The 15,093-nt window shown below is 53.2% G+C and carries 15 protein-coding genes; 4 read left to right on the top strand and 11 right to left on the bottom strand.

Annotated elements, in window-relative coordinates:
* Positions 1-60 precede the first annotated feature (60 nt).
* Genes QWY20_RS08290 through sdhC form a run of 4 tightly spaced genes read right to left on the bottom strand, consistent with a single transcriptional unit; the run spans position 61 to position 3,281 of the window.
* Positions 61-780 carry a succinate dehydrogenase iron-sulfur subunit gene (locus QWY20_RS08290; protein ID WP_228590679.1) on the bottom strand — a complete coding sequence of 240 codons (720 nt, stop codon included), beginning with the start codon at positions 778-780 and terminating at the stop codon, positions 61-63.
* A 12-nt stretch (positions 781-792) separates the two neighbouring features.
* Complete coding sequence (gene sdhA / locus QWY20_RS08295; RefSeq protein WP_330128552.1) at positions 793-2,565, bottom strand: succinate dehydrogenase flavoprotein subunit; 1,773 nt, start codon at positions 2,563-2,565, stop codon at positions 793-795.
* Positions 2,566-2,913 (bottom strand): succinate dehydrogenase, hydrophobic membrane anchor protein, encoded by a 348-nt coding sequence (sdhD, locus tag QWY20_RS08300; RefSeq protein WP_330128553.1) that lies wholly within the window; start codon positions 2,911-2,913, stop codon positions 2,566-2,568. It lies immediately after the preceding gene.
* A complete protein-coding gene (gene sdhC, locus QWY20_RS08305; RefSeq protein ID WP_330128554.1) occupies positions 2,904-3,281 on the bottom strand; it encodes a succinate dehydrogenase, cytochrome b556 subunit in 378 nt (125 codons plus the stop codon). The genes sdhD and sdhC overlap by 10 nt, the downstream gene beginning before the upstream one ends.
* Positions 3,282-3,653: 372 nt before the next feature.
* Here sdhC and gltA point away from each other — a divergent pair, with 372 nt between their 5' ends.
* The 4 genes from gltA to QWY20_RS08325 all read left to right on the top strand — a co-directional run bounded on the left by gltA (position 3,654) and on the right by QWY20_RS08325 (position 7,617).
* Complete coding sequence (gene gltA, locus QWY20_RS08310) at positions 3,654-4,937, top strand: citrate synthase (RefSeq protein ID WP_330128555.1); 1,284 nt, start codon at positions 3,654-3,656, stop codon at positions 4,935-4,937.
* Positions 4,938-5,042: 105 nt separating this feature from the next.
* Positions 5,043-6,269, top strand: coding sequence for an aminotransferase class V-fold PLP-dependent enzyme (locus QWY20_RS08315; RefSeq protein WP_330128556.1), 1,227 nt, complete (start codon positions 5,043-5,045; stop codon positions 6,267-6,269).
* On the top strand, positions 6,254-6,703 hold the full coding sequence (locus QWY20_RS08320) for a SufE family protein (protein ID WP_330128557.1): 450 nt from the start codon (positions 6,254-6,256) through the stop codon (positions 6,701-6,703). The genes QWY20_RS08315 and QWY20_RS08320 overlap by 16 nt, the downstream gene beginning before the upstream one ends.
* A 68-nt stretch (positions 6,704-6,771) precedes the next feature.
* Positions 6,772-7,617, top strand: coding sequence for a lipopolysaccharide kinase InaA family protein (locus QWY20_RS08325; protein ID WP_330128558.1), 846 nt, complete (start codon positions 6,772-6,774; stop codon positions 7,615-7,617).
* A 37-nt stretch (positions 7,618-7,654) separates the two neighbouring features.
* Here the strand turns inward: QWY20_RS08325 and tcdA are convergent, their stop codons facing one another.
* The 7 genes from tcdA to QWY20_RS08360 form a co-directional block, all read right to left on the bottom strand.
* Entirely contained in the window at positions 7,655-8,485 is an 831-nt protein-coding gene (tcdA, locus tag QWY20_RS08330) for a tRNA cyclic N6-threonylcarbamoyladenosine(37) synthase TcdA (RefSeq protein ID WP_330128559.1), read from the bottom strand.
* Positions 8,472-9,197 carry a TIGR01621 family pseudouridine synthase gene (locus QWY20_RS08335; RefSeq protein WP_330128560.1) on the bottom strand — a complete coding sequence of 242 codons (726 nt, stop codon included), beginning with the start codon at positions 9,195-9,197 and terminating at the stop codon, positions 8,472-8,474. The genes tcdA and QWY20_RS08335 overlap by 14 nt, the downstream gene beginning before the upstream one ends.
* Entirely contained in the window at positions 9,190-9,945 is a 756-nt protein-coding gene (gene kdsB / locus QWY20_RS08340) for a 3-deoxy-manno-octulosonate cytidylyltransferase (RefSeq protein WP_330128561.1), read from the bottom strand. The genes QWY20_RS08335 and kdsB overlap by 8 nt, the downstream gene beginning before the upstream one ends.
* A complete protein-coding gene (locus tag QWY20_RS08345) occupies positions 9,930-10,130 on the bottom strand; it encodes a Trm112 family protein (protein ID WP_330128562.1) in 201 nt (66 codons plus the stop codon). The genes kdsB and QWY20_RS08345 overlap by 16 nt, the downstream gene beginning before the upstream one ends.
* Position 10,131: 1 nt before the next feature.
* Positions 10,132-11,094, bottom strand: a complete 963-nt coding sequence (lpxK, locus tag QWY20_RS08350) for a tetraacyldisaccharide 4'-kinase (protein WP_330128563.1) — start codon at positions 11,092-11,094, stop codon at positions 10,132-10,134.
* Positions 11,091-12,839 carry a lipid A export permease/ATP-binding protein MsbA gene (gene msbA, locus QWY20_RS08355; protein ID WP_407935415.1) on the bottom strand — a complete coding sequence of 583 codons (1,749 nt, stop codon included), beginning with the start codon at positions 12,837-12,839 and terminating at the stop codon, positions 11,091-11,093. The genes lpxK and msbA overlap by 4 nt, the downstream gene beginning before the upstream one ends.
* A gap of 71 nt (positions 12,840-12,910) precedes the next feature.
* Positions 12,911-15,091, bottom strand: a complete 2,181-nt coding sequence (locus QWY20_RS08360; protein WP_330128565.1) for a DNA internalization-related competence protein ComEC/Rec2 — start codon at positions 15,089-15,091, stop codon at positions 12,911-12,913.
* Between the last annotated feature and the right edge of the window lie 2 nt (positions 15,092-15,093).

Here is a 15,093-nt window from a genome sequence, read left to right on the forward strand (position 1 = left end):
TATAGTCTGAATTACTGTTATTTTCGTGCTTGCATCAGTTACTTGCTCAAAAGGGGCGCTTTACAGCGCCCGGCTCAATAACATCGATTTAATCTGACCAATGGCCTTGGTCGGATTCAGTCCTTTCGGACAAACATTGACACAGTTCATAATGCCATGACAGCGGAACACGCTGAAAGCGTCGTCCAGGTCGTTCAGACGCTCTTCTGTTGCGGTATCACGACTGTCGGCCAGGAAGCGGTAGGCATGCAACAGACCGGCCGGGCCAATAAACTTATCCGGATTCCACCAGAACGATGGGCACGAGGTCGAGCAGCAAGCACACAAGATACACTCGTACAAACCATCCAGCTTAGCGCGCTCTTCCGGCGACTGCAAAAACTCACCGGCAGGTGGCAATTTGCTGTCGTTAATTAAGTATGGCTTCACTTTCTCGTACTGGGTGTAGAACTGACTCATATCCACCACCAGATCGCGCACCACCGGCAGTCCTGGTAAAGGACGGATCACAATTTTGCCACCTTTTAAACCAACGGCAGACAAAGGGGTGATACATGCCAGGCCATTTTTGCCATTCATGTTCAAGCCATCGGAGCCACAGACCCCTTCACGGCACGAGCGACGAAACGACAAGGTTGGATCCTGCTCTTTTAGCTTTAACAGCGCATCCAGCACCATCATATCCCGGCCTTCCGGGTTGTCCAGCGTGTAATCCTGCATGCGCGGCGCATTGTCGACATCAGGGTTGTAACGATAGACGGAGAATACTAACTTCTTCATCGCATTGCCCTCTTAGTAAGTACGCGCTTTCGGTGGGAAAGCTTCACGGAACTTCGGCTCCAGATTCACTTTCCGCTTAAACATCGACTCGGTCTCCGGGCTGTACACACTGTGACACAACCAGTTTTCATCGTCACGGTCCGGGAAGTCAAAGCGCGCATGCGCACCACGGCTTTCGGTGCGATAGTTCGCAGCCACCGCAGTGGAGTACGCCGTTTCCATCAGGTTATCCAGCTCCAAGCACTCAATACGCTGGGTATTGAAATCCGAGCTCTTGTCATCCAGGCGGGCAAACTTCAGCCGCTCACGGATGGTTTTCAGTTCTTGCAAACCTTCTGCCATGGCTTCGCCTTCACGGAATACCGAGAAGTTCAGCTGCATGCAGTTCTGCAGGTCTTTCTTAATTTGCACCGGGTCTTCACCCTGACCTGGCTTGCTGTCTTCCCAGCGACGGGTACGCGCTAGCGCAGCATCCAGATCCGACTCGGAAGCCGCGCGGCCTTCGGAGGTAGCAGCCAGTGCTTCACCCAAATGCAGGCCAGTTGCACGACCAAACACCACCAGATCAAGCAGTGAGTTACCACCCAGGCGGTTGGCACCATGCACCGAGACACAGGCAATTTCACCACAAGCAAACAAGCCAGGCACAATGGCGTCATTACCATCGGCGGTCGGCTTAATGACCTGGCCATTCACGTTGGTTGGAATACCACCCATCATGTAGTGGCAGGTTGGGATCACAGGGATCGGCTCTTTGACTGGATCAACGTGGGCAAAAGTCCGCGACAGCTCACAAATACCAGGCAAGCGGCTTTCCAGCACGTCTTCACCCAGGTGGTCCAGTTTCAGTTTAATGTGCACGCCCCAAGGGCCATCGCAACCACGACCTTCACGAATTTCGGTCATCATGGAGCGGGCAACCACATCGCGACCCGCCAAATCTTTGGCGTTTGGCGCGTAACGCTCCATAAAGCGCTCGCCATCTTTGTTGAGTAGGTAACCACCTTCACCGCGGCAACCTTCGGTCACCAGGGTACCGGCACCAGCAATGCCCGTTGGGTGGAACTGCCACATTTCCATATCCTGCAGCGGCACGCCAGCGCGCAGCGCCATACCAACACCATCACCGGTATTGATGTGGGCATTGGTGGTCGATGCATAAATACGGCCGGCACCGCCGGTCGCCAACACAGTGGCACGGGCTTTGAAATAGACGATTTCACCGGTTTCGATATCAATGGCGGTACAACCGACCACAGCACCATCCTGGTTTTTCACCAGATCCAGCGCATACCATTCACTGAACACCTGAGTACGGTTTTTCACGTTTTGCTGGTACAGCAGGTGCAATAAGGCATGACCGGTACGGTCGGCGGCAGCTGCGGTACGGGCCGCTTGCTCACCGCCAAAATTTTTCGACTGACCACCGAACGGACGCTGATAGACCCGGCCGTTTTCAAAACGGGAGAATGGCAGGCCCATGTTCTCTAATTCGGTAATGGCCTCAGGGCCAGTTTTACACATATATTCAATGGCGTCCTGGTCACCGATGTAATCGGAGCCTTTGACGGTGTCGAACATGTGCCATTCCCAGTTGTCCGGGTGGGAGTTGCCCAGCGCAACGGTAATACCACCCTGGGCAGAGACCGTGTGCGAACGGGTAGGAAAAACTTTTGATAACAGCGCACAGGTTAAACCGGACTGGGTAATTTGTAGGGCGGCACGCATACCGGCACCACCAGCGCCAATCACAATGGCATCAAACTCACGAACTGGAATACTCATTTACACACCCCACAACACAAAGAGGCCAGCAGCCACGTAACCGAAAGCCACTACACTGACCAGAAACTGCACTACAGCGCGAATGCGCGAGCTCTTGATGTAATCAGTGACTACCTGCCATAAGCCGATACGGGCGTGAATAGCAACAGAGATAAGCGCAAGTAAAGTAAAGATTTTCATCCACAATTGAGCAAACAGACCTTGCCAGATTTCATAGGTCACTTCCGGCGTGACCAAAAAGAAACCCAGAATAAACAGGACGTACAAACCGAGCACAGTCGCGGTCGCACGAATAGAGACATAATCCTGCACGCCATCGCGTTTCAGGGATGCTTGATTCAGAACCATAACCAACCTCCGGCCAGAACAGCTAATAAAATCCACAAGCCAATGGCCACACGCGCACTGGTGTTGCCAGAAGACAACTCTTCCCAGTAGCCTAAGTCCATCAACATATGGCGGATACCACCAATCACGTGATACAGCAGCACCGTGATGGTGCCCCACGCCAGGAATTTAGCGAAGTGAGAGGTCAACACAGATTTCACCAGCTCAAAGCCTTCAGCAGAAGACAGCGAGACGGCCCAGGCCCATACAACCAGAATCAGGGCAATAAACATTGCCACGCCGGTGACACGGTGCAGGATAGAGGCTTTCGCAGATGCCGGAAGTGAAATTGTGGTCAGGTCGAGATTTACAGGTCTTTGCTTTTTCACAGTTTCTTGTCCATCGACGCCCGTACACGAGCTTTAGTTGTGATTATTGAAGAACTGAATAATCAGTCATCACCCTCAGCATATACTGCAGGAAACCCAGGCTGGTTCAGCTGAAATTACTGAGGAAGGTGAACTGTTTCAGCACCGGCAATAGTATATATTTCATGCCTTGTTATTACAATTTTTGTTTGGTTTTACAGGAAAAAATCCTGTGCCGGCACGTTGCCATAAACAGGCACCAGCTGCAATACGACCAGAGTCGTATACTTATTGTGCAAAATCGGATTAAAATTGACTTTTGGGGTGGATTTGCAGTTAGAATAGCCGCAGCATCCCTCTTCTGATACTTAAACTATTAATAGGAGAAATCCAATGGCAGATAAAAAAGCCGTCGTGCAGATCGATGGGACATCGTTCGAGTTGCCTATCTATTCAGGTACGGCTGGCACCGACGTAATTGACGTTCGCGCCTTGGGTCAGCATGGGTATTTCACCTTTGATCCCGGTTTTATGTCGACCGGATCTTGTGAGTCAAAGATTACCTATATTGACGGTGACAAAGGCGTGCTTCTGCACCGGGGTTACCCTATTGAGCAACTGGCGGAAAAATCCAACTATCTGGAACTGTGCTACTTGCTGCTGGAAGGTGAGTTACCCAATCAACAGCAGTTTGATCACTTTGAAAACACCATTACTCGCCACACCATGGTGCACGAAAAAATTGCCTCTTTCTTCCAGGGTTTCCGGGTTGATGCGCACCCCATGGCCATGCTCTGTGGTGTAGTTGGTGCTTTGTCGTCTTTCTACCATTCAGACCTCGATATCAATGACCCGGAACAACGCAAACGCAGTGCCCACCGTCTGATTGCCAAGTTGCCGACCATTTCGGCGATGGCCTACAAATACACCGTCGGCCAGCCATTTGTGTATCCACGCAATGACTTAAGCTATGCAGAAAACTTCCTGCACATGATGTTCTCAGTACCAGCCGAAGACTACAAAGTCAGCCCGGTACTGGCCAAAGCCATGGACCGCATCTTTATGCTGCATGCCGACCATGAGCAAAACGCCTCAACCTCCACCGTTCGCCTGGCAGGCTCATCTGGCGCGAACCCGTATGCCTGTATTGCAGCTGGTGTGGCGTCCTTGTGGGGACCGGCGCATGGTGGTGCCAACGAAGCTTGCCTGAAGATGTTGCAGGAAATCGGTTCAGTTGAACGTATCCCTGAGTTCGTCGCACGCGCCAAAGACAAAAACGACTCTTTCCGTCTGATGGGCTTCGGTCACCGGGTGTATAAAAACTTCGACCCACGCGCCAAAGTGATGCGGGAAACCTGCCACGAAGTGCTGAAGGAACTGAATATCAAGGATCCGTTGTTGGATGTCGCAATGGAGCTGGAGCGCATCGCGCTGGAAGATCCGTACTTCATCGAGAAAAAACTGTATCCGAATGTCGATTTCTACAGCGGCATTATCTTAAAAGCCATTGGTATTCCAACCAGCATGTTCACCGTCATCTTCGCCATGTCGCGCACGGTTGGCTGGATCTCCCACTGGGATGAAATGCTGAGCGAGAAAGGCCACAAGATTGGTCGTCCACGCCAGTTGTATACCGGTTATACCAGCCGTGATTTAAAGACCATCAACCAGCGCTAAGCTGTTGGTAACTTTATCAAAGCGACCTTAGGGTCGCTTTTTTCATGCCAATTGCACCCAGCCATAAAACAAGGCACAATTGTTAAATCTTGCCACCACGATACGATGCCAGTGATCTTTAACGTCGAGCAGTTTCGCCGCCAGTTCCCATTTTTTGCCCATAATCCGGATTGGGTCTACCTGGACAATGCAGCGACCAGCCAGAAGCCACAGCGGATGCTGGATGTTCTGCACCAGTTTTACCTGGAACAAAACAGCAATATTCACCGGGGAGCTCATCTGCTGGCCGATCGGGCCACCACACGTTTCGAGCAAGCCCGGCAACAAATAGCGGAATTTATTCAAGCACCAACAGCAGCCAATATCGTCTTTACCAGCGGCACCACAGCGGCGTTAAATCAGTTAGCCTTCGGCCTGATGGGCACTGTGCTTCAGCCTGGTGATCGTATTTTACTTACTGCACTGGAGCACCACGCCAATATTGTTTCCTGGCAACTGCACTGCCAGACGTATGGCGTTGAAATTGATGTAGTACCACTGACCGCAGAGCGGCAACTCGATCTTGCTGCTTACCAGCAATTGCTCAAACGCAGCCCGAAACTGGTCAGTTTTTGCCATGTGTCCAATGTGCTGGGGCAAGTGCTGCCAGTGCAGCAAATGGTCGCACTGGCACAGCAAGCCGGTGCCTTAACGGTGATAGATGGTGCTCAGGGCATCAGCTTTCAGCCGGTTGATGTACAGCACTTGGACTGTGATTTTTATGTCTTTTCCGGCCATAAAGTCTATGGTCCTACCGGTATTGGCGTGCTTTATGGCAAAACCACAGCGCTGGATCTGTTGCGCCCTTTATTGGGTGGCGGTGAAATGATAAAAAAAGTCGCTTTTAGCGGCAGTACTTATGCCGACTTGCCACAGCGTCTGGAAGCCGGCACGGCAGCGATTGCCGAAGCCATTGCCCTTGGCGACGTGCTGCTTTGGTTATCGCAGCAAGACCGGGTCGGTATGCAGCAGCACAAAGCAGAGTTAACCCTGTATGCACACCAGCAACTGGCTGCGCTCCCGCAGATTGAATTATTGACTAACGCCAGCCACAATGCCGGCATAATTACCTTTAATGTGCACGGAGAGCACCCATCCGATGTCGCTACCTTACTGAATGAGCAATGCATCGCGTTACGCTCAGGCCAGCACTGCGCCATGCCGCTGTTCGATAGCATGGCTTTGCAGGGTGCACTACGCTGGTCGCTGGCGGCCTATACCACCCAACAAGAGCTGGATACCGCCATTAAAGCTCTGACGAATGCTTTGGAGTTACTATGCCCTTTACCCTAACCAATACCATCAGTGTAACCACAGATGCCCTGCAGCAGGTGCAGCAGGAATTGCCTGTGCTGGCACAACAGGGTCATTGGCAGGAGCGTTATCGACGCCTGATGCAGTTAGCAAAACAACTGCCCGTTATCCCAGAAGAACACCGGCCGGCCAGTACGTTGATTGAAGGCTGTGAAAGCCGGGCCTGGCTGATGCATTACCATGATGGTGCCAGCGATAAACACTATTTCCTGTTTGAATCCGATGCGCGTATTGTCAAAGCCTTGTTGGCTGTCTTGTTATGCCAAATCAATGGCATGGATACAGAATCACTTAAAAACACCAAGCTTGAGCAATGTCTGCAACGCTTGCACCTGACCCAACACCTCAGTCAATCCCGGGCACGGGGCATGACGGCCGTCATTCAAAGGTTAAAAAAGATACAAGCAAGTTAATAGGTTCAGCCAGGATTCAGTAATCCAGCGATACACTTTGCGGTGTTCATTTTGCCCGGAGCACCTGCATGGATCGCCTGCACCAACTCAAACAACGTATTGCCAACCAACAGGACCGAACCTTTAGCTGCAAGCTGGATGGCAGGGTTGTGTGGGTGAAACGTACCGAAACTAATACCGCTCCTCGCTGGCGCTGGCTGAGTGCGCTGCTGGCCAAAATCAACCGTAATCCGCTCTATATCCCTACCCATGCTCCTGCCGGTGCCGCAGCCATTGCTGATGAAGCCAGGCGCTTGCGTCACCTGGCGGCGTTAGGTGTGCCGGTGCCGGAAGTGATTGCAGCCGAAGATGACTGGATCGCTCTGGCCGATGCAGGTACCTCATTGAAAGACTGGCTGCGGGATCCAGGCCGAAGCGAGCATGAGAAGTCACTGGTGCTGAATGAAGCAGCAATTGCCCTGGCACGACTGCATCAGAACGGTCGTTGGCATGGCCGCCCTGCTCTTCGGGACATGGCCTGGGATGGTGAGAGAATCTGCTTTCTGGACTTTGAAGAAGATCCCGCCCGGGTACTGTCACAGGAGCAGTGCCAAATGCGTGATTTGCTGGTGTTCGTACACGGTTTATATCGCTATCTGCCCGCGCAGAGCCCATTGATTGCTCAGGCCATCTGCAACTACAAAGCACAAGCACCAGAGCGCATCTGGCAGCAAAGTGTGCAATTGGTCGACAGCATGTGGGTTGTGTATCGCCTCAGCCAACTGCTTGCGCCTTTTGCCGGCAAGGATGTGCGCCAGGCCTATTATGCGCTGCGCTTTTTACGCAGCCCGGAGGCGCGTCGGCGCAGCCGCATGCGCTGGTTGTTGCTCACGACCTTAGGCCTTTGCTTTACCCTGGCCAATCATATTGACTAAGTGTATTTTGCCTAGACTTTTTAGCCTGCTCTTTTGGTCAGCTCTTTTGGTCAGCTCTTTTGGCCAGTTTTTGCAACAGCCGCGCCACAGCAGCCATGCCAAAACTGGCCGTCACCACCGTGACGGCACCAAAACCACCACTGCAATCCAGCCGCATCGGGCCGTCCGACGTTTGCTTTTGCTGACAGACGGTGCCATCCGGCTGAGGGTACTTCAGTTGCTCGGTCGAATACACACAATCAATGCCAAACCGCCGCTTTGGATTGCGGCTGTAATGGTAATCCCGGCGCAGAGTATTGCGCACCTTGGCCAGTAAAGGATCGTTGGTCGTCTGGGTTAGATCGGCAATGGCAATCTGGGTCGGATCCATCTGCCCTCCCGCACCGCCAGTGCAAATCAACGGAATTTTCTGCCGCTTGCAGTGCGCCACTAAGGCAACTTTCGCCGCGACCGAGTCGATGGCATCGACCACATAGTCCAGCTCAGTTGTGATCAACTCGGCAAGATTGTCTTTACTGACAAAATCCGAAACCTCGTGCACCTGACAACCCGGCCAGATAGCCCGCAAACGCTCCGCCATGACTTCAACTTTATCCCGGCCTATGGTCTCGCTGCTGGTATGCAGCTGGCGGTTGGTGTTGCTGACACAGATATCGTCCAAATCAATCAGCGTAATGCGGCCAATACCGGAGCGCACCAGTGCTTCTGCTGCCCAGCTACCCACTCCACCAATGCCAACCACTGCCACATGAGCTTGCTGAAAGTGTGCCAATGCCTTTCTGCCATACAAACGCGCAATACCGGCAAAGCGTTGTTCATCCCTGATCTCAGCATCAGCTGTATCAAGCTGCTCTTTATGCACCACCATCACTACTCTCATTAGGTTGTTGCCAGGATGGCCAGTTCAGCTGCCAGGGCCTTGGCCAAAGGGCCGCTAATTCATCCTGCAAAGACAAAAAATCCGCGCCGTCACGAGGGACACAGCAGAGCTCTATCGGTTGACCCTGCCAGTCAAAACAGAGCGCATAGGCATGCAGATAACCACGCTCAGCCGGGCTGCCACCATAGAGGCTATCGCCCAAAATCGGGCTGGCCAGGCTTTTCATCGCTACCCGAATTTGATGGGTTTTCCCGGTCCAGGGCTTTAGCAAAAAAGCCCGTAAAGCCGGGCTATCCGCTTGTCTGCCAGCCATGCTCTGACTGATGAAATAGGTCACCGCTGGCTGCTGCTGGCTGGTTTGCAGTTTCCAGGCACCACGCCGGGCTTTGCTCATATCGCCTTTGACCCAGCCCTGCTTGCGTTTTGGCTTGCGATCACTCAGTGCCAGGTAATATTTTTCCATCTGCTGGCGGCGAAACTTTTCTGCCAGCACGGCAGCTGCAGCTGATGATTTAGCCAGCAACAGCACCCCCGAGGTCATTTTATCCAGCCGGTGCACCGGGTAAAGTTTCATGCCAAGCTGCTGCTCAGCGTGCACCACCACACCAGCTCCGGCCTCCGAATGAAAGCTCATGCCGGCAGGTTTATGCAATGCCAACCAATCGGCATGCTCAGAAATGATCGGAAAAGGGTCAATCATTACGTTGCAGGCAATACGCCCGGGCAGCCGCCAGATCGGCCTCGGTATCAACCCCATGGGGTGGCTGTTGCAATGCCGTAGCCACATGGATTTTTTCGCCCTGCCACAGCACCCGCAATTGTTCCAGCGACTCAATTTGCTCCAACACCGACATCGGCCAACGGACATAACGCCGGATAAAACCAGCCCGATAAGCATAAATCCCAATATGCCGGCGATAATGCAGTGCCAGCTGGCTGCTAAACTGACCATCCCGATCGAAAGGGATCGCGGCGCGGCTAAAATACAACGCATAGCCCTGCTGATCGCACACCACCTTCACCGTATTCGGGTTGCTGATGTCCGCGGCATCATCCAAAGCTACTGCCAGTGTTGCCATCTGTGCCAATTGTTGATTGGCCAGATTGGTCGCAACCTGATTAATAATGACCGGAGGTATAAAAGGCTCATCGCCCTGCACATTGACTACCACAGCGTCATCCGAGAGGCCAAGTTGCTCCACCACTTCGGCCAGACGCTCAGTACCCGAGTTGTGTTCAACCCGCGTTAAACAAAGCTCACCACCAAACCCCTCCACCACATCAGCCACCCGCTGATCATCAGTCGCCACGATCACCCGGCTGGCTCCACTGGCCAACGCCTGGCGATACACCCGTTCAATCATTGGCATACCACCAATGTCAGCCAAAGGTTTTGCCGGCAGACGACTGCTGGCATAGCGGGCAGGAATAACTACGATGAAGTCCATGACTGGGTTTCCTCGGCAGTTAAAGCACGGGCTTCAGATTCCAGCATCACAGGCACGCCATCGTGAACTCTGAATGCCAGTTTATCGAAGGTACAAATCAACTCATTCTGCTTGGCAGCATATTTCAGTTTGCCCTTACACAAAGGGCAAGCCAGAATTTCGGTTAATGCAACGGGTAAGCTCATATCAGCTCCGAATGGCCGCCAGCAAGGCGGATAATTGTCGTTCAATGCCTGGCTCAGGAACCGCTTCTACCAGCAATTGATACCAACCGGCTTTGGCAAAAGCATGGCATTTTACCGCATCCTTTTCCGTCATGAGAAGCGGTATTGGTAAATCAGCCAGCTCCTCGCTGGTAAAAGCATGGTGGTCGGGGAAATAAAATCGGTTCAGGATCTGGTAACCGGCGGCTTTTGCCGTCAACTCAAAACGTTGCGGGTTGCCAATTGCGGCCAATAAGTGTACCGCACAGGCGGTAAGTGGCTGCTGATCCAGCAAAGCCGTCGCAGCCGTCACCTGCAGTTGCATCTGGCCATGCGCCAGTGGATGAGGACCGCTGTTGGCGATCACCAGATCAACCTGTTGCAAGCGGCTCACCGGCTCGCGCAAGGGCCCGGCTGGCAACAGCAGACCATTGCCAAGGCCACGCTGGCCATCAATCAATACGATTTCCAGGCTGCGCTGCAGCTTGTAATGCTGCAAACCATCGTCGCTGATAATCAAATCACAGTCGTGATTTGCCAATAAAGCACGGCCAGCCGCCAGCCGATCCGGGCACACCACCACCGGGCAGCCTGAGCGCTTTGCCAGCAGCAAAGGTTCATCCCCCACGTCTTTGGCAGCCGCATCCTGGGAAACCAGCACTGGCTGACGAATGGTAGCGCCATAGCCACGACTGATAATACCTGGTTTATAGCCTTGCTGCTGCAGCCAGCGACAAAGCCAGAGCGTGAACGGGGTTTTGCCGGTGCCCCCGACACTGATGTTCCCCACCACAATCACGGGTACAGGCAAGGCTTCACTGGCGAGCCAACCGCGCCGAAAAGCCAGCCGACGGCAGGCAGCAACTGCAGCGAATAACCAGCTAAGCGGCCAGAGCAGCCAACACCACCAGGCTTTTTGGTACCAGCCGCGCTCCAGCACATTCATGCCGGTTTGGAGCCAAATTGCATCTTGTACAGCTGGGCGTAGGCACCATCTTTAGCCAGCAAGCTTTGATGATTACCACGCTCGATGATTTGCCCTTGCTCCATCACCAGGATCTGATCGGCATTTTCGATGGTCGATAACCGGTGCGCTATCACGATATTGGTGCGACCTTTGAGCAGTTCATCCAGCGCCGCCTGAATTTTGCGTTCCGACTCGGTATCCAGTGCCGACGTCGCTTCATCCAGGATCAAAATCGGCGCCTGGCGCAGCAAGGCCCGGGCTATGGCGATGCGCTGGCGCTGACCGCCACTTAACGACACCCCATTCTCACCAATCAGGGTATTGAGGCCGTCTTTCATCTGACTGGAGAACTCAAGCACATGGGCCTTTTCAGCAACCTCCAACAACCGTTCCTCGCTGACAGGCTCCGCCAGGCCATACATAATATTGTTGGCTATGCTGTCGTTAAACAGGGTGACGTGTTGCGACACAATCGCCATCTGCGAACGTAAGGAGCTTAAGGTACAGCTTTTAATGGAGATATCGTCCAGCAGGATGCGGCCCTTTTCAATTTCATAAAAACGCGGCAACAAACTGGAAATGGTGGTTTTACCGCTGCCAGAGCGTCCCACCAGCGCCAGTGTTTCACCGGGTTTCACCTCAAAACTGATGTCTTTTAGCACCTGCTTTTCTTCATGCCCCGGGTAACTGAAATCGACATGGTCAAAGCGAATATGGCCGGAGATCCGCCCCAGCTCCTTGTTGCCGGTATCCTGCTCTGGTACCTGGTCCAGGATCCTGAAGATGCTTTTGGCGGCAGCCAGACCCCGCTGAAAGTCACCATTGACCGTAGTCAGCTGCTTCAGTGGCCGCAACAGCATCACCATCGACGACACGATTAAGGTAAACTTACCTGCTGTCAGACTGTCCAGCATGGCTGGCTGGCTGGCGAGAAAAATTACAAAAGCCAACGCAAATGACGCAATCAACTGCACCACACCGGTACTCATTGCCTTGGCAGACTCCAGCTTCACATCTTGCTGGCGGGTGGTATTGTTGACGGTGGCAAACCGTTCTTTTTCGATGGCCTGGCCGCCAAAAGACAAAATGACTTTATGGCCGTTCAGCATTTGCTCCGAACAGGTGGTCACCTGCCCCATGGCAGTTTGAATATGGTTGCTGATTTTACGAAAACGCTTAGATACAAAACCAACAATCACCGCAATGATTGGAGCAATGAGCAGGAAAATCAACGATAACTGCCAGCTGTGCCAGAACATCAGGGCAATCAACCCCAGTACAAAAGCGCCTTCCCGGATCAATACAATCAGGGCCTTGGAGGTAGCTTGTTTCAGCTGTTCGGTATCGTAAGTAATCTTGGAAATCAAGTCGCCGGTGGAGTGTTTATCGTGAAATGACACCGGCAAACGCATCAAATGTTCAAACAGTTGCTGACGCATATCCTTAACAATATTGGCCCCGACCCAACTTAAACAATACGTAGCAATAAAATGCGAAGCCCCGCGAAAGACAAACATCACAATGATAAACAAGGGTGCATATTTCAGAAAGTCGGCATCTTTGCCTTCAATACCATCATCGATAAAGGGCTGCAGCATGGAAATGAAACCGACATCCACCAGGGCATAGCCAACCATCCCCAGCAGAGCCACGACAAAGCCAGGACGATAGGGCTTTAAATAGCCAAGCAAACGCCTGGACGTTTTGTTTGAAACATCACTGATATGCAAATTTATGTTCCTGTCTTATTGTTGTGCTTATTCTAGCGCCTAACGGGTGCCGGCACAGCCTCTGACTACATAGAATCCAGCCAAAACGGCAACCGACGGGCGCGTTTGCTATATATTTGCACAGAATCAGGGCCAATGGCTATCTGAATCGTGCCGTGCTCAGCGGTACTGAGTAGCGGGATCTGCAGCGCCTTCAGCCTAGCCTGAATCAAAGCGGCAGGCCGCTGCACCCTATTGGAGTGGGCATGACTGCTGAGCGCCAGCTTGGGTTGCAGCTGCTGCAGATAGTCCAGACTGGTACTGCGGCTGTGGCCAGACTGCGCCAGCAGTACAATATCGGCCTGCAACTTTGGATAGGCGTGCAATAACCGGGCTTCATCCGCTGGTTGCATAGCGCCAGGCAATAAAATGCGCCAACCTGCAACATCCAGCCACAGAACGCATGACGGGTACAGCATATTACCAGCCAGGCTTTTGTCTTGCAGCACCACCAGCTCAGCCTGAAAAAACTGTTGGGGCATCTGAGTGCAAGGCCTTGATGCATGAGCGGTGGGTACATCGGTCACAACGTGCAGCGCAGGGTAATGCTGCCGCAGTACAGGCCAGCTTCCTAATACGTCGGCCTGCGAATGGCTTAATACCAGATAATGCAGCTCTTTAACTCCGGCCTGCTGCAAATAGGGCAGTACCAGCTGTTCGGTGGCACTGCCATGCGCCCAGGCAGGGCCTGCGTTGTACAATAAGCCATGCTGACGATACTGCAGCAATACAGCCTGGCCCTGCCCCACATCCAACAGATGCAAACGCCAGTCTGGCTGCTGCACCAGCAAACCCCCTAAGGGTAAACAACTCAAAGCCGCAAACAACAGCATCAATGGCTTACGAACCAACAGCAGCAACAGCAAGCTTACCGCCACCATAGCCACCAAAACCCAGGGCAACTCAGGCAAACGCCACCAAAACCCTTGCTGGCTGGCAGCTAATTCCAGCCACCAACGCAGGGGTGTAAACAGCCTGTCCACCCAGGGCCAAAGCACGGCAGCCCATGCCGGTAGCAGTGCCTGCAGACAGGCCGTCACCAGTAAGGCAGGAATGGCGACTAAGGAGCACCAGGGCACAAACAGCAGATTCGACAGCAGTGCCAACCAGGAGACACCGCCAAAAAATAGCAGTGTAAATGGCATCATGCACAGGGTAATAAACAGATGAAAGCCAAGCAGGCGCTGCAGCTTGCTCCACCACCGGCTATCCCGGGCCGGGAAACGCCACAAGAAAATAAAGATCAGTCCGACAGCACCAACCGACAACCAAAACCCCGCCGTCAACCCCCACAGCGGTTGGATCAGCAAGAGCAAAGCGACCAACAACAACCAGAATCGGTGGTAACTTAAACGCTGCCAGTGCCAGCTGTACACCACCAACAGGCTCAAACCAAGCAGTGCCCGTACGGTGGGAATGGCGAAGCCCGCCAGCCAGGCATACAAAGCTGCCGCAGCAAAAGCCAGTAGCAATTTTAGCCGTAGCTGCCAGTGCGCTGGCAAACCCAGCAAACGCAATGGCAGCAACAAATAACAACACCAGCCAAACACCAGACCAATATGCAAACCAGAAATGGCCAGCAAATGGCCCAGCGAAGCATGACGCAGCCCCTGCCATTCATTGCTCGTAAATTGCCGCTCCCCCAGTGTCAGGGCCAATAACAGGGATTGACTGGGCAGGCTCTCGGTTGCCTGTTGCATCACCATATACGCACGTTGGCGCAGCAGCGGCTGATTGCCCAGCAATACCGCCGGCTGATCGCTGCGGACACTGGCCCTGGCCAACTGTTGTTGCACCAGCGCCTGGCGCTCGGCCGAAAAACCGTCACGACTGGCCTGGTCCCGTAGTGCACTTAACTGCACCGGCAACTGCCAAACCTGGCCGGCGTACAGCGACTCTTTGGGTTGAAACCAATGCACCTGCACTTTGTAGCCAGCAGCAGGGCCTTGCAGCAGAGTGAACTCAAACTGACTGGAACGTTCGTACTGTTTGGGGATCGAGGTAATTCGCCCTTCCAGCGTGCTCACTGGCGTCTGCAGCAAAGCCGTCATTGCCTGCTGATGGTGAAGCAATGCCGAGTGCCAGCTTAAAAAATACAACGCCAGGCCGACACAAAACCAGCAGCGACGCCAGCTGAAAAATGCTACACTGGCTAGCAACAACCAAAGCACAAAAAAAGGTGGTACTGCCGGTAAAAATAGCGACAATA

Source organism: Alkalimonas cellulosilytica (genome assembly GCF_036325985.1).
Taxonomy (GTDB): Bacteria; Pseudomonadota; Gammaproteobacteria; order Enterobacterales; family Alteromonadaceae; genus Alkalimonas; species Alkalimonas cellulosilytica.